Source organism: Pseudoalteromonas sp. Hal040 (assembly GCF_037162425.1).
Classification (GTDB): domain Bacteria; phylum Pseudomonadota; class Gammaproteobacteria; order Enterobacterales; family Alteromonadaceae; genus Pseudoalteromonas; species Pseudoalteromonas gelatinilytica.
Genome location: NZ_JARLUU010000001.1, coordinates 3,728,282 through 3,747,172, shown reverse-complemented (window position 1 = coordinate 3,747,172; position 18,891 = coordinate 3,728,282). Strand labels below are relative to the sequence as shown.

General features: G+C 43.0%; 14 protein-coding genes and 2 pseudogenes. 11 read left to right on the top strand and 5 right to left on the bottom strand.

Annotated elements, in window-relative coordinates:
* Positions 1-104 precede the first annotated feature (104 nt).
* A pseudogene (locus P4S60_RS17460) lies at positions 105-1,234 on the top strand (GGDEF domain-containing protein).
* Here the strand turns inward: P4S60_RS17460 and P4S60_RS17450 are convergent.
* Positions 1,227-3,509 carry a penicillin acylase family protein gene (locus tag P4S60_RS17450; RefSeq protein ID WP_337116773.1) on the bottom strand — a complete coding sequence of 761 codons (2,283 nt, stop codon included), beginning with the start codon at positions 3,507-3,509 and terminating at the stop codon, positions 1,227-1,229. The pseudogene P4S60_RS17460 and the gene P4S60_RS17450 sit on opposite strands and share 8 nt — an antisense overlap.
* A 164-nt stretch (positions 3,510-3,673) precedes the next feature.
* Here P4S60_RS17450 and P4S60_RS17445 point away from each other — a divergent pair, with 164 nt between their 5' ends.
* From P4S60_RS17445 to nadE, 3 genes and pseudogenes are all read left to right on the top strand, one after another.
* Entirely contained in the window at positions 3,674-7,039 is a 3,366-nt protein-coding gene (locus P4S60_RS17445) for a response regulator (protein ID WP_337116771.1), read from the top strand.
* A 15-nt stretch (positions 7,040-7,054) separates the two neighbouring features.
* Positions 7,055-7,681, top strand: coding sequence for a YceH family protein (locus P4S60_RS17440; protein WP_337116770.1), 627 nt, complete (start codon positions 7,055-7,057; stop codon positions 7,679-7,681).
* 354 nt (positions 7,682-8,035) lie between these two features.
* Positions 8,036-8,871, top strand: a pseudogene (nadE, locus tag P4S60_RS17435) (ammonia-dependent NAD(+) synthetase).
* Here nadE and P4S60_RS17430 read toward each other — a convergent pair.
* Entirely contained in the window at positions 8,868-9,728 is an 861-nt protein-coding gene (locus P4S60_RS17430) for a sulfite exporter TauE/SafE family protein (RefSeq protein WP_337116769.1), read from the bottom strand. The pseudogene nadE and the gene P4S60_RS17430 overlap by 4 nt on opposite strands.
* A 239-nt stretch (positions 9,729-9,967) precedes the next feature.
* Here P4S60_RS17430 and folM point away from each other — a divergent pair, with 239 nt between their 5' ends.
* Genes folM through folX form a run of 3 tightly spaced genes read left to right on the top strand, consistent with a single transcriptional unit; the run spans position 9,968 to position 11,622 of the window.
* The gene (gene folM, locus P4S60_RS17425; protein WP_054563698.1) at positions 9,968-10,687 is read left to right on the top strand and encodes a dihydromonapterin reductase; all 720 of its coding nucleotides are present in this window, start codon (positions 9,968-9,970) and stop codon (positions 10,685-10,687) included.
* A gap of 18 nt (positions 10,688-10,705) precedes the next feature.
* Entirely contained in the window at positions 10,706-11,260 is a 555-nt protein-coding gene (gene folE, locus P4S60_RS17420; protein WP_055199245.1) for a GTP cyclohydrolase I FolE, read from the top strand.
* Positions 11,261-11,262: 2 nt separating this feature from the next.
* Complete coding sequence (gene folX / locus P4S60_RS17415; protein ID WP_337116876.1) at positions 11,263-11,622, top strand: dihydroneopterin triphosphate 2'-epimerase; 360 nt, start codon at positions 11,263-11,265, stop codon at positions 11,620-11,622.
* A 248-nt stretch (positions 11,623-11,870) separates the two neighbouring features.
* Here the strand turns inward: folX and P4S60_RS17410 are convergent, their stop codons facing one another.
* Positions 11,871-12,311 (bottom strand): YqaA family protein, encoded by a 441-nt coding sequence (locus P4S60_RS17410; RefSeq protein WP_337116768.1) that lies wholly within the window; start codon positions 12,309-12,311, stop codon positions 11,871-11,873.
* A 57-nt stretch (positions 12,312-12,368) separates the two neighbouring features.
* The gene (locus P4S60_RS17405) at positions 12,369-12,740 is read right to left on the bottom strand and encodes a DUF4870 domain-containing protein (protein ID WP_337116767.1); all 372 of its coding nucleotides are present in this window, start codon (positions 12,738-12,740) and stop codon (positions 12,369-12,371) included.
* A 205-nt stretch (positions 12,741-12,945) separates the two neighbouring features.
* On the opposite strand from P4S60_RS17405, the gene P4S60_RS17400 reads away from it, so the two are divergent.
* From P4S60_RS17400 to P4S60_RS17385, 4 genes are read left to right on the top strand one after another with little or no spacing between them, the layout of a single operon-like run.
* The gene (locus P4S60_RS17400; protein WP_337116766.1) at positions 12,946-13,647 is read left to right on the top strand and encodes a spondin domain-containing protein; all 702 of its coding nucleotides are present in this window, start codon (positions 12,946-12,948) and stop codon (positions 13,645-13,647) included.
* A gap of 9 nt (positions 13,648-13,656) precedes the next feature.
* Positions 13,657-14,361 (top strand): spondin domain-containing protein, encoded by a 705-nt coding sequence (locus tag P4S60_RS17395; RefSeq protein ID WP_337116765.1) that lies wholly within the window; start codon positions 13,657-13,659, stop codon positions 14,359-14,361.
* A 59-nt stretch (positions 14,362-14,420) separates the two neighbouring features.
* Positions 14,421-15,146, top strand: coding sequence for a response regulator transcription factor (locus P4S60_RS17390; RefSeq protein WP_188730538.1), 726 nt, complete (start codon positions 14,421-14,423; stop codon positions 15,144-15,146).
* Positions 15,146-16,621 carry a sensor histidine kinase gene (locus P4S60_RS17385; protein ID WP_337116764.1) on the top strand — a complete coding sequence of 492 codons (1,476 nt, stop codon included), beginning with the start codon at positions 15,146-15,148 and terminating at the stop codon, positions 16,619-16,621. Before P4S60_RS17390 ends, P4S60_RS17385 begins: the two co-directional genes overlap by 1 nt.
* Before the next feature lie 21 nt (positions 16,622-16,642).
* On the opposite strand, the gene P4S60_RS17380 is transcribed toward P4S60_RS17385, so the two are convergent.
* The gene (locus tag P4S60_RS17380) at positions 16,643-18,808 is read right to left on the bottom strand and encodes a S9 family peptidase (RefSeq protein ID WP_337116763.1); all 2,166 of its coding nucleotides are present in this window, start codon (positions 18,806-18,808) and stop codon (positions 16,643-16,645) included.
* Positions 18,809-18,891 lie beyond the last annotated feature (83 nt).

The following is an 18,891-nucleotide window of genomic DNA, read 5'->3' as shown; positions in this document are numbered from 1 at the left end:
TGTGAACAAACGCTTAGCCTCATTCATAAACAGAACCTACCTAAGTTTACAAAGCAAAAGCGAGCAATTATAAACCTGCATTGTTCAGCTTTTAATCTATAATTATGCTACTTCCATGTGTATTAGAGGTTGGATTGATCAAACATTTATTAAAACAATCAAAGCAATCTGGCTTAGAAGAAATTGAACACGTTAAATTTCTGATTATTTCCAAAATCGCATACTTTGCGCTAATTGTTCATGCTTTGCTGATCCCCGCATTTGCCCACATAGGGGCGAACATGCTTGCGTTAGTTAATATTTTGAGCGTGTTTGCTTGGGCCAGCGGTATCTTTTTAATTAAGCAAGGGCTGACTTCGCTAGCACTCAGGGTATTTTGTCTAGAAGTAATTATTCATGCAGTGATTGTCTGCGCCACCCTAGGCTTAGGTGCAGGCTTTCAGTTTTACTTGTGGACAGTGTCTTGTATTTTAATGATCGATTATCAATTAACCTTTAAACGCGCTGCTTTTTATAGCCTAATGATGATTGCGACATTCGCCCTGCTGTATGTATTTTTTGCAGATGTTCAGTACAGTTTTGCTTACCCTGAACTCCTCCCACACGTGAATGTGATCAACATCATTATTGCTGGCTTACCTATGGTCTATGGCATGGGTCTAATTAGAGAAATTACCTTGTCACAACGGGTTGAGTTAACCGACATGGCCGCTCGCGACCCACTCACTAAACTCTACAACCGCCGTTTTGCAAAAAAGCTGATTACTGCTGCACATCAAAAAAGCATCGAGCTTGAGAGCAGCCTTTGCATTGTTATGGCTGACATCGATAAGTTTAAAAATATTAATGACAATTACGGCCACGAAAAAGGTGATACGGTGCTCATTAATGTCGCAAGGCTCATTCGCCAATTTATTGATGATGACGATATTGCGGTACGTTGGGGGGTGAAGAGTTTTTAATTTTATTAACCAATACAGATGCAAAACAAGCTTTTGCAAAAATTGAAGCGCTACGTTTAAAAATCGCCGAATTAGAGGCACATCACGAGTTTCCTGATCTCAATGTCACCATGAGTTTTGGGCTTATTGAATGGCAACCTCTCGCTTCAATAGAAAAAATGCTACAGCACGCCGATGAGGCGCTGTATAAAAGTAAGCATGCAGGGCGCAACCAAACAACCGTTGCTAAAGGCCAACACCCTGCTTTTAAAGATGCTGATGCGGTTAATTAACCGCATCGATAGTGATACTGTGGGCAATCTCTTGCGGCAATAATGGTGTTAAACCATTACTGACATAATCATTAAAGCCTGCGCGGTAAAATTCTGACAATGGGTGCCCCGACTGTCCTCCCGGAATTGCCATAATTGCTTTATCTAAGTGCCCTGGTTGAACAATAAAGCGCCGCGAAGCGCCAAAGCTACGTCCTTGCACCGAAGGCATAAAGGTATCACCAAACCCTGGCGCTGTTGGCATATTCAGTAAGCTTTTCAATGCGGGTATTTGCTTGGCAAATGGGTGCTCAATCACTAATTCGTTAACCTTACCCCACTCCCAGCTGTGCGGGTTGTTACCGTATTGCTCGGTTAGTTTAGTGATAACGCGATCAAAAGCTCCTATCATTTGCTGTTGCCAGTTTGCATACTCAGGGTTTAACCATGCTTGAGGCTGCGCTTCGATTAGTTGCCAAACCGCAGGCTCTAAGTCTCGTTTTACTGGTTTTAAGCTACTGTCGATGGCTTTTAGCTTATTCTCTAATGGGCTAAATAAGCCGTTGATCACTTCACTGCGGTAGCGTTTTACTAAGGTGTAGCCAATTGAGTCGCTACAAGCACACGCCTGCCAATTATTTAGCTCTTTTAAATACAGGGCATATTTATCGCCTGCAGTGCGAAGCTGTTTGACCAGCAGTTTATGCCAAGCCGTTAAGAAACGCGCTTCGTTATCATGCTGTAAGTCATAAAAATCGTGTTCGTTAAACTGTTGCTTTTCAAATAAGCGATCGCGAATTTGTGCCGAGCGAGCCCCCATTGCATAACCACCATTACCAAAGCGCTGATCATCCTCTGCTGAAACGACACGTGAGTTGCCTGTCCATAAACGGCCACTTTCTGGGTTTTTGACAAAAGGACGTTGCGTTTCGTTATCATGCCATGCTGCAGGATACGCTTGCTCTGAAACAGCTAATTGATGCGGAACTTTACGGGCAGGCACGGCTCCCATATTCTTCCAAGCTGCGTTACCTTTATCATCAACAACCATCAGATTTTGTACAGGAATACCCACCTCATCCGCAAGCGCTAGTGCATCATCAACCGTGTTTGCCTGCTCAAGCTTAAGTAACTCCATATCAACCGCATACTCATGATGAGCAACCCAACTTAGCGCATAAGGTTTGCCGTTAATTTCTTTAACTGGGCCATACTCACTCATGGTTAAAGCGTAATTTTCGCTGTTGCCGTCATTGAGTAAGATAGGTTCATCTATCTGCCAGGTTTTCTCTTTACTCTCAAGGGCTATCCAATCGGCTGTATCTAAATAACCATTGGTGAATCCCCACGCTATCTTATTATTAGTACCAACAACAATGGCAGGAGCGCCTGGTAAAGACACGCCAGTGATTTGCTGCATTTCTCCATTGAGTGGGTAATTGAGCTGAGCACGGTACCAAATGATAGGCACTGCAAACGATAAGTGCATATCGTCAGACAACATCGCTGCACCAGTTTCAGTTAACTGCCCAGTAACCGCCCAGTTATTACTGCCAAGCTCTTTACGGTCTGCAATTTCAGTCATAGCCCATTGAGGGTCTTTGAGATTAGGAATACCGCCGTCATAAGGCGCTAATTGGCTGTTGTCGAGTGCCGCTTGATAAAGACTAGGCTGAGTAATAAAGTCGACCATCTCCTTGCCATATAAATCTTCGATTTCGATCAGTGTTTTGTCGCGCTCAAAGGTGGCCATTTGTAAATCTAAATACATACTAAAAATGATTAGTAAGCTGTCTTCACTTTGCCAAGGTTTTGCTTCAGCGCCTGTGAGTAAATATTCAAAGCTATCGAAGCCCACTTGTGCATGGCCTTCATTAACCCCATTTGCGTACGCTTTTAGTAGTGCTTTATCTTTTGCTGGTAACTGCGCGACAGCAATCTGACTACGTTTACGTAATTGATGAAAGCGCATTTTTTTATCAAGCCCAACAGCGGCTTTACCAAATAGCTCGCTGAGTTCGCCAGCAGCATTGCGGCGCAGTAAATCCATCTGAAAAAATCGGTCCTGACCATGCGCAAAGCCTAATGCATAGGCCGCATCTAAACGGTTTTCGGCATGAATAACAGCCTGCCCCAACGTGTCTCGCTCGATCTTGACGGACTGCGAAATAGCGCCACTTTTACCACGCCCATCAAGTGCCGGTAAACTTAAGTTTAATACGCCATAAACAAGCCCCGTTGCGAGTAACACCACCACGAACAAACCTATGAGTAACCATTTGATTATCTTAAACATGCCAATTATCCTTGCGCTAAAGTAACACTATATTAACCTGAGTTTTGTGAAAGAATAGTGTTGCGATACAAATAATTAAAATTAATACTCTAGCTAGCTGTTCATTGTTAATTGCCACAGAAATTGTCTATAGTAGGTAGAAAGTATAAAACCCGATATTTCTCATGCCGCTAGCCACCGAAACAGATAATAAAAAGCTGCAAAAACTGAAGCTAGCCTTCTGGGTTTCACTCGCCTGTGTGGTAGTAATTGGCCTTGTCATCGATCAAATTAATTACAGCCGTGAGAAAGATGCTTTTCGGGCGCAGGAGCTTGCAAAAATCAGCGCCTATCGTGCAGAGCTCGAAGCCACCTTAGTATCTAACATTCAACTTGTTAGGGGCCTTGCCGTTGCCGTTGCTGCCGAACCCAATTTAGACCAAGCTCGCTATGAGCAAATAGCCGCGCCCTTATTCGCAACCTCTTCAGAACTTAGAAACATCGGTGCAGCGCCTGATATGATTATCCAGATGACTTATCCTTTCGCTGGCAACGAAAAATCCATCGGGCTAAACTTTTTAGAAAATCCAGCACAGCGTGATGATGCGATTAGAGCTCGAGATGAAAATCGTATTGTTATGGCAGGTCCTTTGGAGCTTGTACAAGGAGGCCAAGCGCTGATAGCAAGAATGCCGGTGTTCATTCCTCCTGAGCACACTTTTTGGGGACTCCTCTCGGTCGTACTCGATGTAAATAAAATCTATAGCAATTCGGGTTTGATTGCGCTTAGCCAGCATTATGATGTTGCACTGCAAGGCCGTGGTGGTCGCGGTTTACAAGGCGATTTTTTCTATGGCTCAGAAGATATACTTAACACAAAACCTCTGAGCTTTACGATAAACCTGCCCGGTGGTGAGTGGCGCATGTATGCCTCGCCAAAATCTGGCTGGCAGCCACCAAGCTCAGCTGTTTGGCCCCTAAGATTCGCCATTATTTTGTTCTGCATTTTGTTTGCTTGTGCTTCACTATTCTTTTTGCGCATGGTTGAAAGGCAGTACAAAAGCGAACGCATGTTAGAAACCATGAGTAGCCTTGCCAAAGTGGGTGCATGGTCATTTAACCTTGAAACAAAAACCGTGTATTGGTCAGATATGACCAAGCAAATATTTAAGTTTCCACTGAATGTTCAACCTGAGTGGCCTGCTAACTTTACCCATTTCAAAGCTGGCGAAAGCCGCGATAAAATTCGCCGTTTGAACGAGCGCGCAATCAAGTATGGTGAGAGTTTTGAAACACAAGTTGAGATCATCACTGCAGAAGGTGATGAAATTTGGGTGCTGCTACATGGTGAAGCCGAACACAAAAATGGTCGTTGTATTAAACTTTTTGGCTCACTGCAAAATATTGATACCCGTAAACGAGTTGAGCTCGAAAATAACAAAATCGCCTTACATAACGAGATTTTAGCGTCTCTCACCGTCAATGATGCGGTACTGACAGGTAATCTTAACCTCTCCAAGCATGTTATTGTGCAAGCCATTTGTCATGCATTTAATATAGATCGCGCCAGTATCTGGCTATTCAGTGACGATCGACAATCGCTCAACACCTTTGCCATTCACGATCAGAGCCAACCCGAATTTAATGAAGCCATATCGTTACAACAAATTGAATTTCAAAACTATTTTGATGCCATTAATAATCACGCAGTAATTAATGCCAGCGATGCCCAGCAACACCCTCTGACAAGTGACCTTCGTAGCAATTACCTAGATTGGTTTAATATACGCTCAATGTTAACGGTGATTATTCCCACAGGGAGTAAAAGCATGGGGGTGGTGTGCGCTGAAAAATGCTTTACACGTAGGCATTGGAGTAAAAATGAAGAAAGCTTTTTAATTGCCGTTGCCGCACTCATTGGTAGTTTGCATGCCAGCCAACGTCGTATAGAGACCGAACAACAACTCGTTCAAGCAAAAGACGCTGCAGAACAAGCCGTAAAAGCCAAAAGTGAATTTTTAGCGAGTATGAGTCATGAGATCCGCACCCCGATGAATGGTGTGATCGGCATGCTCAATATCATTAAACAAAGCAAGCTAGATAGCCAACAAAACCACCATCTTGAACTTGCGCAATCATCAGCAGAGTCTTTACTGCATATCATTAATGATATTTTAGATTTCTCTAAAATTGAGGCTGGTAAACTCGATATTGAAAATGTCAGCTTCAACGTGTCTAAATTACTAGGCGACACAATCGAATCGTTTGCTATTAAGGCTGAACAGAACAATACCAAATTACTGCTTGATACAACGAATCTTCATCACGGGTTTATTATCAGTGACCCTAATCGGATTAGGCAAATCATCAATAACCTAGTGAGCAATGCGGTTAAATTCACAAAAGATGGTGAGATAATTGTTATCGCCAAGCTCGAAACTAGCAATGAAGAATTGTTCTTGAACTGCTCTGTTATTGATTCGGGAGTGGGAATTAAGCCTGAAAAGCAAGCCACTTTATTTGACTCATTCACGCAAGCAGATGCCTCTACCACGCGTCAATACGGCGGTACAGGGCTTGGCCTTGCAATTGTAAAACAGCTTTGTCAGTTGATGGCAGGAGATGTCAGTGTCGTTAGCTCATACGGAGAAGGCAGCACCTTCAATTTCTCAGTAAAGGTTAAACGTGATCACACGAAACATGCGCCAGAGCCAAGTCATATTATTGATAAAAAACATATCTTAATTGCTGATAGCTGTAAGCTCAGTAGCAATATCGCCAAAAAGCAATTGCAGTTGTGGGGAGCTGCGGTAGAAACTTACAGCGATATGCCAAGCTTATTAAATCGCGCAGCCATGCCTGATAATAAGGGTTGCGATGCAATTCTAATAGATTATAAGTTTTATAACAGTGCTACTAAAGAATTGCAGAAAGAGTTCTTAAACTACTTCAATGCCACCAGCTGCAAGCGCATTTTAATGGCGCCTATGAGCCTGACAGAAAAACAAACAAGACAAACCTTAAAAGTTGAGAGTATTATCTTTAAACCATTAACGCAGTCTGATTTATTTAATTCTCTTGCGAACGACAAATACATTGAACAGCAGCAGGTTAATAAAGAAGCCTTAATAACCAAGGTTGTGACCAGTAGCGATAATACTGAGTCGCAAGTATTGCTCGTTGAAGATAACAAAGTAAATCAGATGGTGGCGGGTTCGTTGCTAAAACAAGCCGGCCTTAGTTTTGATATTGCCGAAAATGGCCTTGAAGCGATTGCAAAACTTTCGAGCCGGGAGCAAAGCCCTTATCAATTAGTGTTAATGGATTGCCAAATGCCAGAAATGGATGGCTACCAAGCAACGCGAGCCATTCGGGCAGGTGAAGCAGGCGCAGCTCATCAGGGGGTTAATATCGTTGCTCTAACAGCAAACGCGATGCAGGGTGACAAGGAGCGTTGTTTAAACGCAGGTATGAACGACTATGTCACCAAACCCCTTAAATTTGACTCGCTCAATAAAAAGTTAGCAGTGTGGCTAAGCACTGAAGAATAAAAAGAGAGTAAAACCATGCAATTATCATCAATTCAACAACGTGTTATTGGCTGTTTACTCGAAAAGCAAAGTACAACACCCGAACATTATCCATTATCTTTAAACTCATTGACTAATGCATGTAATCAAAAATCTAACCGTGAGCCAGTATTGTCTCTCACTGAAGCGCAAGTCCAAGATACACTCGATGAGCTTATTGCATCACGCTTAGTGACGGTTGATGAAGGGCTATCTGGGCGTGTAAATAAATACGCTCACCGCTTTTGTAATACCGAATTTGGCAGTTTGCAATTTACTGAGCAGCAACGCGCCATTATTTGTTTGTTACTGTTACGTGGCCCGCAAACACCAGGCGAACTGAGAACTCGCAGCAACCGCCTCGCTGAGTTCAGTAACGTCAATGAAGTCGAAGCCGCATTAAATGCACTTATAGAGCAAGAACATGTTGCGCGCTTAGCACGAGAGCCTGGCAAGCGAGAGAGCCGCTACATGCACTTGTTTGTTGACCCAGACAGCATTACTGAATACATGGCAAGTAACGAGCCGATGCAGGATAACAGTAGTGAAGTGCAACAATTACGAAGCGAAATCGAAGATCTTAAGCAGCAAATTAACGCAATAAAAGCGCATTTAGGTCTTTAATAAAAAACGCGCCCGTAACATAATGTATACCCAAGCCATCTCAAGATGCAGAATTCAGCGTTTCACAGGTGCTTAATATCAAGGCGTTACTTTGCAAGAATGGCAGTCCCTTTTAAGAAGTAACAACGATGAGAGTAAGTACCTGTGAAGCGCCCAAAGGGTTGGTTTAAAAGCGATTTATACTGCGTTATTGATCTTAACAATAGAACCACTATTACTTGCAATCAATGCCTTGCCTAAATCGCTTTTAATTCCAACTGAAACTCACATCTTGAGGTGGTTTGGGTATATACCCCTTTATAAAGGGGTTCCCTCAAAACGCTGACAACCACAACGAAAAATAGGAGCTCTACCATGCGTGCCGACATTCTGGCGGAAATGAAAGTCCAACCAACTATTGATGTAAAAGCGGAAATCACCCGTCGTGTTAACTTTCTTAAAAGCCGACTTATTGCTGCGCACTCTCGCTCACTTGTATTAGGGATCAGTGGCGGTGTTGACTCTTCAACCTGTGGCCGTTTATGCCAATTAGCGGTAGATGAATTAAACCAAGAACATAACACCAACGAATATCAATTTATTGCTGTGCGCTTACCTTACGGCGTACAAGCAGACGAAGACGAAGCACAACTAGCCGTTGATTTTATTCAACCAAGTAAACGTATGACGGTTAACATCAAAGCGGCTGTCGATGGCATGCATGAACAAGCAATGGCCGCGGTTGTTGGTAGTGGTGCCGAATTGCCAGAACAAGCTAAAATCGACTTTATCAAAGGTAATGTAAAAGCACGCCAGCGCATGGTTGCACAGTATGAAATTGCCGGCTTCTGCCAAGGTTTAGTTGTTGGTACTGATCACAGCGCAGAGAACATTACTGGTTTTTACACAAAATTTGGTGACGGAGCGTGTGATTTAGCCCCCTATTTGGTTTATCAAAACGTCAAGTTCGTGCACTTGCTGAGCACTTAGGTGCGCCAGCAGTACTTGTGCATAAAGCCCCGACTGCCGATTTAGAATGTGATCGCCCAGGCCTGACTGACGAAGAAGCGCTTGGTCTCACTTACGATCAAATTGATGATTTCTTAGAAGGTAAAGACGTCAGTAGTGAAGTTGAAGAAAAGCTGACTGGCATTTACTTACGTACTCAGCATAAGCGCCAAGCGATCCCAACTGTTTACGATGCGCTTTAAACAACACTCAGCAATTCATAAATCGTAAACGACACCTCGAGGGCAATGAGTAGCAATAAAAAGCTAATGAGTTGCCCACTTTTCACTTTTGCACACACATAAGCACCAAGCGGTGCGCCAAGCACCACAACAGGAATTGCAGCTAATAAGTAGGCTTGAATTTGTGAGTTAACTGTCTCGAGGTAAAAATAATTCACGATACTTGCGACGACAGAGGTCACGGCCATAATGATCACCGTGGTTGCCGTTGCACGTTGAATATTCGCGTTATATGCAATAACTAACAGCGCAAAAATAGCAATATCGGCGCCCGACCCTACCAACCCTGATGCAACACCACCCAGCATAGCAATCAACGCGACCCGCGTTTTATTCACAGTAATCTTTGTTTGGCTACAAATATGCTGAGCTCGGCGATAAATACGCCACGCTAAGGTCAACGCAAAACATAATAATAGTGCGCTAAAGACCCCTTTCACCGCTAACCTTGGTAAATGATCAGCAATGAACAATAAACTAAATACAGCGCCTAAAATAGCCATTGGCGTCGCGATTAACACCACTTGTTTGTAGTAAGGGATACGGCTAAAAATAATTGTTAAGGCTGCTGCTGTCATACCAAAGCTTTGGATAGCAAGAGAGAACACTTTCGCTGTCGCAGGTTCAATTGCTAATAGTTTGGTCATTACCGGAAACGCTACCGCACCGCCTCCAAGAGCCGTGCCACCAGCGACAAATGAGCCAACGGCCATCGTTGCAGCAATACTCAATTGCGCCACAAAATTACTCACCGCATTAGCAGGCCCTTGCGAAAGCAATAAAGTACTGTAAACAGCGATAATAAATAGCCATGGCACAGTTCGTAGCCAGCTAAATGATTTTATGACAGCAAACATAGTGAAAAAGAAAAGCATCAAGTAAGGCTATTATGCCTGAGACAGAAAACCGAGCAACTGATCTATGTTTGACAGTATCGCGTAGAAAGTTTGGCAACATGATTGCAGTAAAGATGAAATAGTTCTGTAATTTGGTTTATAGTTGTTACAGTTAAATACATTACATTTCAAATCAAAAATCTAAGGTTTTATATTAGTTTATGTCATCGCCCATTTTAATTACTGGCGCAGGCCAACGTATTGGACTCGCTCTGGCCGAGCACTTTTTAGCGCAAGGGCAAGAAATCATAGTCACTTACCGTACCCGCCATGAAGCAATTGATGTGCTTGCAGGTAAAGGCGCTATTTGCATCCATGCTGATTTTAATAGTGACCAAGCTATCGGGCATTTTATCGAAGAATTAAAAACCCATACCAACCAGCTAAAGGCAATTATCCATAATGCGTCTAGCTGGGATTGCGAAGCAAATAACCACGATTACGCAGACCTGTTTGATAACATGATGCGTATTCACGCCAAAGCGCCCTATTTAATTAATTTAGCCGCTTCTGATTTGCTACTGCATTATCAGCAAAACAGTGGCCAAGCCGCAGATATTATTCACCTGACCGATTATGTGGTTGAAAAAGGTAGCCCTAAGCACCTTGCTTATGCGGCAAGTAAAGCGGCGCTTGATAATTTAACCAAGTCGTTTGCCGCTAAATTTGCACCCGCTATTAAAGTGAATGCTATCGCTCCCTCGCTTATTATTTTTAACGAGCACGATAGCGACGAGTACAAAGCAAAAACATTAAAGAAATCGCTAATGGGCATTGAGCCCGGCTGCGCCGAAATTATTAACAGCGTAGAACTATTACTAAGCAGTCACTACATCACAGGTCGCTCTATGCCTGTTGATGGTGGCAGACATTTAAAATAACGAATTACTGAGAAAGCTATGCACGATGATTTAAAAAACAGTTACCAACAAATAATTACCGCGGTAGGTGAAGATCCTGCTCGTGAAGGATTACTCGACACGCCAAAACGCGCAGCAAAAGCGATGGAATATCTAACTAAGGGTTATCGTCAAACGTTAGACGAGATCACCAATAATGCGGTATTCACTTCAGATGCCGATGACATGGTATTGATCCAAGACATTGAGCTTTACTCTATGTGTGAACATCACTTACTGCCGTTCGTTGGCCGCTGCCATATTGCTTATATTCCTGATGGCAAAGTGCTTGGTTTATCAAAGTTTGCGCGAATTGTTGACATGTTCGCACGTCGTTTTCAAATTCAAGAACAATTAACCCATCAAATTGCTAAAGCAGTTGAAGAAGTAACTGGTGCGAAAGGTGTTGGTGTAATCGTTGAAGCAAAACACATGTGTATGATGATGCGCGGCGTTGAAAAGCAAAACTCAAGCATGCGTACATCAGTTATGCTAGGTAACTTCAGAGCCGATCCAAAAACCCGTAACGAGTTTTTACAACTAGTTAGAGGGTAATGATGGCCAACGCAATTATTAATGTCACTAACCTCAGGCTACGAACCTTTATAGGTTTTAACCCTGAGGAACGTGAGAAAAAGCAAGATGTAGTGATTAATTTAGAGATTCATTACCCTGCTGATCAAGCGTGTGAAACTGACGCAGTCGATAAAGCGCTAAACTACAAGACCATTACTAAAGAAGTGATCAGCCTTGTCGAAGAAGGCCACTTTTTGCTGTTAGAAAAATTGGTTGCTGAAATTTTAGCAATTTGCCACCAGCATCAAAGTGTTCACTATGCCAAAGTGCGCGTCGATAAACCTCATGCGGCGCGCTTTGCTGATTCAGTATCACTGACCCTTGATTGGCAAAAAAGCTAGAATAAGGGCGTGTTCACCTTTGTGGATTAAAATTTGTTCACTCTAGGGGCGATTTAATCGCGGCGCGAGATTTGTAACCTAGTGGGCTAAGTAAAAATCGAGCAACAAAGAGTTAATCGCCCCTAGGAAGAACCCGAAGGGCAGCGCGTGTTTGGCATTGATGCTGCGTTATCACCTATTTATGTGGAACAACCACACTACATAGGCTCTGCCTTGCCTAAATACCAAACACACTGCTGCAAAATTAATCATAAAAAGTAAACACGCCCTAGTCCTACCGCAAAGGCAAGCACAGCTAAATAACGTGCGCCTTTGCCTAGGGTCACGAGTAACAAAAAGATTGAAAACTTAACCCTAAAAATTCCGCCAACAACCGTTAAAGGGTCGCCGACAATAGGCAGCCAAGCAAACAACAAACTGTAAATACCGTACTTATTAAATTGCTGTTCGGCTTTGTCTATCGAGTTTTGTGAGACAGGAAACCATTTACGGTCTTTAAATCGCATAACCTGCGTGCCCAGCCAATAATTCACACAACTCCCAAGTACATTGCCCACGGTTGCACTTAGCCATAACAACCAAAGTAGATAGTCACCACTGGCTATCATTGCAGTCATCACTAATTCTGAAGAGCTAGGTAATAAGGTTGCGGAAATAAACGCGCTGAGAAATAACGATAAGTAGGCCATAAACATCACATAAAAAAGCTCAGCAAATGGCTGAGCTTTTAGTATATGGCAATCAGCTTACTTTATAAATTCTATCGCCATTGGATAATTAACCTCTTTACCATCGTTGGCTTTAATCGCCGATACGACCACCATAATCAATGAGAATAGCGCAACCAATAGCAACAGAATGACACCAACGACAACAAACATCAGCATAAAGCAGACAATGTAGGCGATCATCATGGTTAATTGAAAGTTTAATGACTTGCGTCCATGCTCAGCTACAAGTGGCATTTCTTCTTTTTTTACAAGCCAAACAATCAAAGGGCCAATCACCGAACCGAACGGGAAAAGCAAGCCTGCTAAGGCACTTAAGTGACAAAACATTGCCCATGTGCGCTGCTCTTTATCTGCCACAATTATTTCAACTTTTTGATTATCATCCATTTTAAATTCCTTGTTATGGGTCTGTTTGTCTCTCTACTATAAACTGTAATGACCTTTTACCCTAGCTAAATTGGTTAAATTTAACACTCCAAACCAACACTAAAGACTGTAATCAACGCTGTGATAAAAATGTGATAACTTTGTGAGAGTTTCTGGATATTGCTATTCGATACTAGTTTTGAATCATCAAAAACAGGAATCTCATATGAAAGCTTTACCTTTAACTTTGTTCGCTGCATGCGCAGTAACCAGCCTTGCAAGCCAAGCTGCTGAGCTTGATATAAAACTAACTAACCTCACGCAAGGTTTACACTTTACCCCTATCCTCATTACAGCTCATAACAGTGATAGCAAACTTTTCAGCGTTGCTATGCCTGCTTCTACAGCCCTACAAACTATGGCTGAAGGTGGTAATCTCGAGCCATTAATGAGTGAAGCCACAGCCGCAAACAGCGACATGGTTGCCAATCCAGCTGAAGGTTTACTGGCACCAGCAAGCTCAACGATGACGAGCTTATCCACCAAGGATGGCAATAACTACTTATCTCTTACAGCCATGCTACTGCCTACCAATGATGGCTTTGTAGGTTTAGATAGTTGGATGATCCCAACAGAGGCTGGTACCTACACCGTTTATCTCAATGCCTATGATGCGGGCACCGAAGCCAATAATGAGCTTATTGTTGAGGGCTCAGGCATGCCGGGCACACCAGGTATTCCTGCTGCACCGGGCGGTAATGCGGGTATGAATGGCAGCGGCGTCACCAGTAGCGAAACGAATATGATGGTGCATATTCATCCGGGTAACTTAGGCGACGACGATTTAGAAGCGGGTATGAGCGATCTCGATAACACCGTACACAGATGGTTAAACCCAGTTGCGATGCTCACAGTTACGGTTAAATAGGAGGTTATTATGCGCTTTTCAAAAAGCTTAATTATCCTCGCATTGAGCGCCGGCCTTGCGGCCTGTGGGGATTCAGATAATAACGAGGTGGAAGTAACAGATCCTGTAATGCCCGTTATGAACTATGAATTTACTGTAAAAGTTACGAATTTAACCAATGCCCAACCATTGTCACCGATTGCTGCCATTGCTCACTCTGAGGGTATGCTTTGGCAAATAGGTGAACCTGCTTCAGCTGCGCTCGAATTAATGGCTGAAGGAGGAGATAACAGTGAATTATTAGCAACTGATTTTACTATGGCTTCAAGCTCAGCTGAAAGTCCACTCCCTCCAGGTGAGCAAGTCACTTTAATGCTAAGTACTGAGCAGCTTGATTCATTAAAAATCAGCTTAGCGACCATGTTGGTGAATACAAATGACGCGTTTACCGGTCTTAATGCTATAGACGTGTCTTCGTTAGCGGTTAATGAGTCACTGTCTCGCACTAGTTTTGCCTATGATGCAGGCACCGAAGCCAACTCTGAAGCACAAGGCACGATCCCAGGCCCTGCCGACTCAGGCGAAGGCTACAACGAAATGCGTGACGATATTAACCGTGTTGCAATGCACCCAGGTGTGGTTAGTCAAGATGATGGCCTGACAAACTCAGTGCTCACCAGCCAGCATAAGTTTGATAACCCGGTTGCTCGGATCACGATAACGCGGACGCAATAATAATCGCACTCCTTACACAGAAGGTCATAAGGATGTGCCTCTGTGATTTGGAGTGAGCCATGCGCCAAGAAAAATTATTAATCGTCGAAGATGATAGAGCAATCCGCCAACTTATCAGCACACAATTGCACTGCCTAAACTTACATATTGATGAAGCCTCGAGCGCTGAAGCTGCAATAAAGAAGCTTGCCAGCTCAAGTTATGGCTTAGTACTGCTTGATATTAACCTGCCACAAATGGATGGCTTGAGCTTATGCCGCAAAATTAAAGAGCACTACCCAAGTATTGCCGTTATTTTACTAACCGCACTCAGTAGCGATATGGACAGAGTGATTGGTTTGGAAATGGGCGCTGATGATTACATTTGCAAACCTTTCTTCGCTAGAGAATTACAAGCACGAATAAAAACACAATTACGGCATAGGTCACAACTTATAGCAGCTCAATCACACCATGAAGATAGCGCTCAAGCGGCAATTCAACTTGGAGAATTACACATTGAATTTGCCAGCCACCAAGCATTTTTAGCTGACCAAGCAATTAACTTAACCGCCACCGAATTCGATTTACTGGTCTATTTTGCTAAACATCCAAACCATGTTTTTAGCCGCCAGCAGTTACTAGACCAAGTATGGGGCTATCAACACAGCGGCTACGAGCATACGGTTAATTCCCATATAAACCGTTTACGCAGTAAGTTTGAGCAACATCACCCAGCAAACTTTATCGAAACAGTTTGGGGTGTAGGCTATAAACTAAACCCCGGTCAGTTGAGTGCAAGCTAATGAAATCAATGACGCTATATCAAAAACTCGCTTGGTCATTGGTGCTTATTTTTAGCCTGTTGTGCGCACTGGTTTTAAATTGGAGTAAGCAATTAGAACAAAGCTCTGTTCATCATGCTCAGCAAAACTTGCACCTTCAATTAGCCGAGCATTTAGTGCACGACAACCCACTGATCAAACAAGGTGTGTATGACTATAAGGCACTAGAAAACTTATTTCACACGCTGATGATACTTGGTCCGGCTTTTGAGTTTTATTTTGTAGACCCAGAAGGTCATTTACTGACTTATTCAGCTAAACCAGGGCAAGTCGTGAGGCAGCAAATAAACTTAAGCCCAATACAGCAGCTACTCGACAACCCCACTGCCACGCCAATTTATGGTGATGATCCACGTAGTAACGATGGCGTAAAAATATTTTCGACCGCGCCAGTGTATAATCAGCAACAGCTGCAAGGCTATTTATACGTGATTATTGGCGGGCAAGCTTACGATACAACCCTTAACAACATTAAAGCCAATGATAATCTTTGGCTTGCCGCTATGTGGTTTGTAGCCGCCTTAATTGCACTCTTTATTGCGATGCTGCTGTTGTTTCGGTTTTTCACCTTACCGCTCAAAAAACTCAATAAAGAGCTTAATAAAATAGAAGCGGCTAACTACAGCCTAACCAAAATGTCATTGGACTCTAGCTATACAGCTGATGATGAAATTGGCAATTTAAGTAAAGGCGTCAATGCCATGCTGGCGCGTATTGATGAGCAGTTTCAGTCATTACAACAAGCCGATAAGCAACGCCGTGAGTTACTCACTCATTTATCACATGATTTACGTACGCCGCTCTCTTCACTGCACGGCTTTCTGGAGGTGATCAATAAACCGGATAGCCACTTAAACGAGCCCGAGCAACGTCATTATCTCAACCTTGCAATGGATAACTGCCAGCAACTAAAACAGCTGATTGAACAAATTTTTGAGCTGGCTAATTTAGAGTGTGGCCAAGTGAAAATACAATCCGAGACCTTTAATTTGGGCGAGTTGATTTATGATTGTGTGGCAAAGCTTGCTCTAACAGCGCAATCCGCAGGAATTTCACTCAAAGTTATTCCCGAAATTTGCGATTTTACCGTGACAGCAGACATTGCGAAATTAGAGCGGGTGCTTACAAACTTAATCGAAAATGCAATTCGGCACACACCAAATGGCGGTGAAATTGCCGTTAAGGTTAGCCAGCAAAGTGATCAGTTATACGTGGCAGTGTCTGATACCGGGGTTGGTATTCATGAGGATGAACTCAATGCGATTTTCGAACCTCACTATCAGGCGCGTAATAGTATAAAACGAGGCTCAACAGGCTTGGGACTTGCTATTTGCAAGCAACTGCTCACCCTAATGGATAGTGAAATAAACGTAAAAAGTACCTTAGGAAAAGGCAGTGAATTTCGCTTTAATTTAGCGATGCAGGCACCCGCTTAATCACGGATGCCTGCGTTGTTATTATTTTTCGATACCAGCTAAATCGAGCATAAAGGCGTAATATAAAGCGGTATCTTGCAAGCTTTTGAAGCGCCCAGAAGCACCGCCGTGCCCTGCTTCCATGTCGGTTTTGAACAGCAACAGGTTATCATCGGTTTTATATTCACGTAGCTTAGCAACCCATTTTGCAGGCTCAAAATACTGAACTTGAGAGTCGTGTAAACCGGTGGTGACTAACATATTTGGGTAAGCCTGCTTCTTAACTTGGTCATACGGCGAATATGACAGCATGTAATCGTAATAGACTTTATCGTTCGGGTTGCCCCATTCGTCATACTCATTCGTTGTCAGTGGTAAGCTGGCATCTAGCATGGTCGTGACTACATCAACAAAAGGCACTGCTGCAATCACCCCTTTATAAAGTTCGGGCGCTTGATTCACAACAGCCCCCATTAATAAGCCACCTGCACTGCCACCCATTGCAAAAATATTATCCTTATCACCATACTTTTGAGCTGCTAATGATTTAGTCACATCAACAAAGTCATTAAAGGTGTTTTGTTTTTTCAGCAACTTACCGTCTTCGTACCAAGGACGACCCAGCATTTGTGAGCCACGGATATGCGCAATCGCAAACACAAAACCACGATCTAGTAAGCTTAATCGAGAGCTAGAAAAGCTCGGATCCATGGTCGCACCATACGAACCATAACCATATTGCATAAGCGGATTCGAGCCGTCTTTTTTGAACTTGTCTTTACGATAAACAAGGCTCACAGGAACATCAACACCATCTCGGGTGGTCACGAAAACTCGCTCAGAAGCATAGTTGTCAGGATTAAAATCACCTAACACTTTACGTTGCTTAAGCAGTGTTTTTTCACCACTTTCAAGGTTGATATCGTAGCTGCTGCCTGGCGTCGTCATACTTGAATAGTAAACACGAAAGCTAGAGTTATCTAACTCACTATTGCCATAGCTAAAGACCATATAAGTTGGGTCATTAAACGCAACGACTTGCTCTTGTTGGTTACGAAGGTCACGAATAGTGATACGGGTTTGCCCCATTTCTCGCTCTTCATATACCAAATGATTGTTAAATAACTCAATGCCTTCAAGCTTTACGTTATCACGACCAGCAATTAGCGTTTGCCAATTTGCTTTATCATGAGCCTTATCACGGTGCACTTTCATAAGTTGAAAGTTAACTGCATTTAAATTAGTAACGATGTAATACCAATCGCCTAACTTTTTGATGTCATATTCAAGCCCTGCTTCGCGTTCAATAAAACGTTTTGGCATTGCTTTGACATCATTAGCATCAATAACCGAGACGCCCGATGCACTGGTGCTACCATGACTAATATAGATCTCTTGTTGGTCTTTACTCTTGTAAATACCGGTGTAATAACTAGTGTTTTTCTCTTCGTAAACGAGTTCATCGTCAGCTTGCGGGGTGCCTAGCGTATGGCGATATACTTGGTAGCCTAACAGCGTCTGTAAGTCTTTTTTGATGTAGTAAAAGGTTTTGTTGTCATTCGCCCACACGACATCACCTTCAGTGCCTTCAAGGCTCTCTGTGAGCATTTTACCTGTGGTCAAATCTTTTACTTTAACTGTGTAAATACGGCGACTCACGGTATCTTCGCCATAAGCAAGCAAATTGCCATTTGGGCTCACAGCTAAACCGGTTACGGCAAAATAGTCATGATTTTTAGCAAGCTCATTCACATTTAAGATAACCTGCTTATCTTCTCCTAGGCTATCTTTACTGCGCACATAAACCGGGTATTCGTCATCACCGCGCGTTTGTGAGAAGTAGTAATATTCCCCTTTTTTTGTCGGTACGGTATCGTCATCCTTCTCAATACGCCCTTTAAGCTCTTCGAATAGGGTGTTTTGTAGCGTTTGAGTATGTGCCAGTTTACTTTCAACATACGCATTTTCAGCATTCAAATGAGCAATAACAGCGGCATCTTTGCGTTCATCATCACGCATCCAATAGTAGTTATCGATACGTGTGTCACCATGAATGGTCATTTCATGGGGTATTTTTTTGGCGACGGGTGCAGCAATCTGAACTTGCTCTGTAATAACAGCTTGTTCTTTATTATCTGGGACTTTATTACACGCTGATAAAACAGCTAAAGAGAGTGCCGCTAGGCAAAGTGAATGGCCAACTTTCATGGGATTCCTGTGTTCGTTTTTATTATTCCGTCTCCAATATAAGTAAAAAAACTGCAATATATAAGTAGCCTTTGTGAAGCAAT

What these genes read in the sequence shown, in the direction of transcription:
- P4S60_RS17450 (WP_337116773.1), bottom strand. Translation starts at nt 3,509, where the DNA reads ATGTTTAAGATAATCAAATGGTTACTCATAGGTTTGTTCGTGGTGGTG.
- P4S60_RS17445 (WP_337116771.1), top strand. Translation starts at nt 3,674, where the DNA reads ATGCCGCTAGCCACCGAAACAGATAATAAAAAGCTGCAAAAACTGAAG.
- P4S60_RS17440 (WP_337116770.1), top strand. Translation starts at nt 7,055, where the DNA reads ATGCAATTATCATCAATTCAACAACGTGTTATTGGCTGTTTACTCGAA.
- folM (WP_054563698.1), top strand. Translation starts at nt 9,968, where the DNA reads ATGTCATCGCCCATTTTAATTACTGGCGCAGGCCAACGTATTGGACTC.
- folE (WP_055199245.1), top strand. Translation starts at nt 10,706, where the DNA reads ATGCACGATGATTTAAAAAACAGTTACCAACAAATAATTACCGCGGTA.
- folX (WP_337116876.1), top strand. Translation starts at nt 11,263, where the DNA reads ATGGCCAACGCAATTATTAATGTCACTAACCTCAGGCTACGAACCTTT.
- P4S60_RS17410 (WP_337116768.1), bottom strand. Translation starts at nt 12,311, where the DNA reads ATGGCCTACTTATCGTTATTTCTCAGCGCGTTTATTTCCGCAACCTTA.
- P4S60_RS17405 (WP_337116767.1), bottom strand. Translation starts at nt 12,740, where the DNA reads ATGGATGATAATCAAAAAGTTGAAATAATTGTGGCAGATAAAGAGCAG.
- P4S60_RS17400 (WP_337116766.1), top strand. Translation starts at nt 12,946, where the DNA reads ATGAAAGCTTTACCTTTAACTTTGTTCGCTGCATGCGCAGTAACCAGC.
- P4S60_RS17395 (WP_337116765.1), top strand. Translation starts at nt 13,657, where the DNA reads ATGCGCTTTTCAAAAAGCTTAATTATCCTCGCATTGAGCGCCGGCCTT.
- P4S60_RS17390 (WP_188730538.1), top strand. Translation starts at nt 14,421, where the DNA reads ATGCGCCAAGAAAAATTATTAATCGTCGAAGATGATAGAGCAATCCGC.
- P4S60_RS17385 (WP_337116764.1), top strand. Translation starts at nt 15,146, where the DNA reads ATGAAATCAATGACGCTATATCAAAAACTCGCTTGGTCATTGGTGCTT.
- P4S60_RS17380 (WP_337116763.1), bottom strand. Translation starts at nt 18,808, where the DNA reads ATGAAAGTTGGCCATTCACTTTGCCTAGCGGCACTCTCTTTAGCTGTT.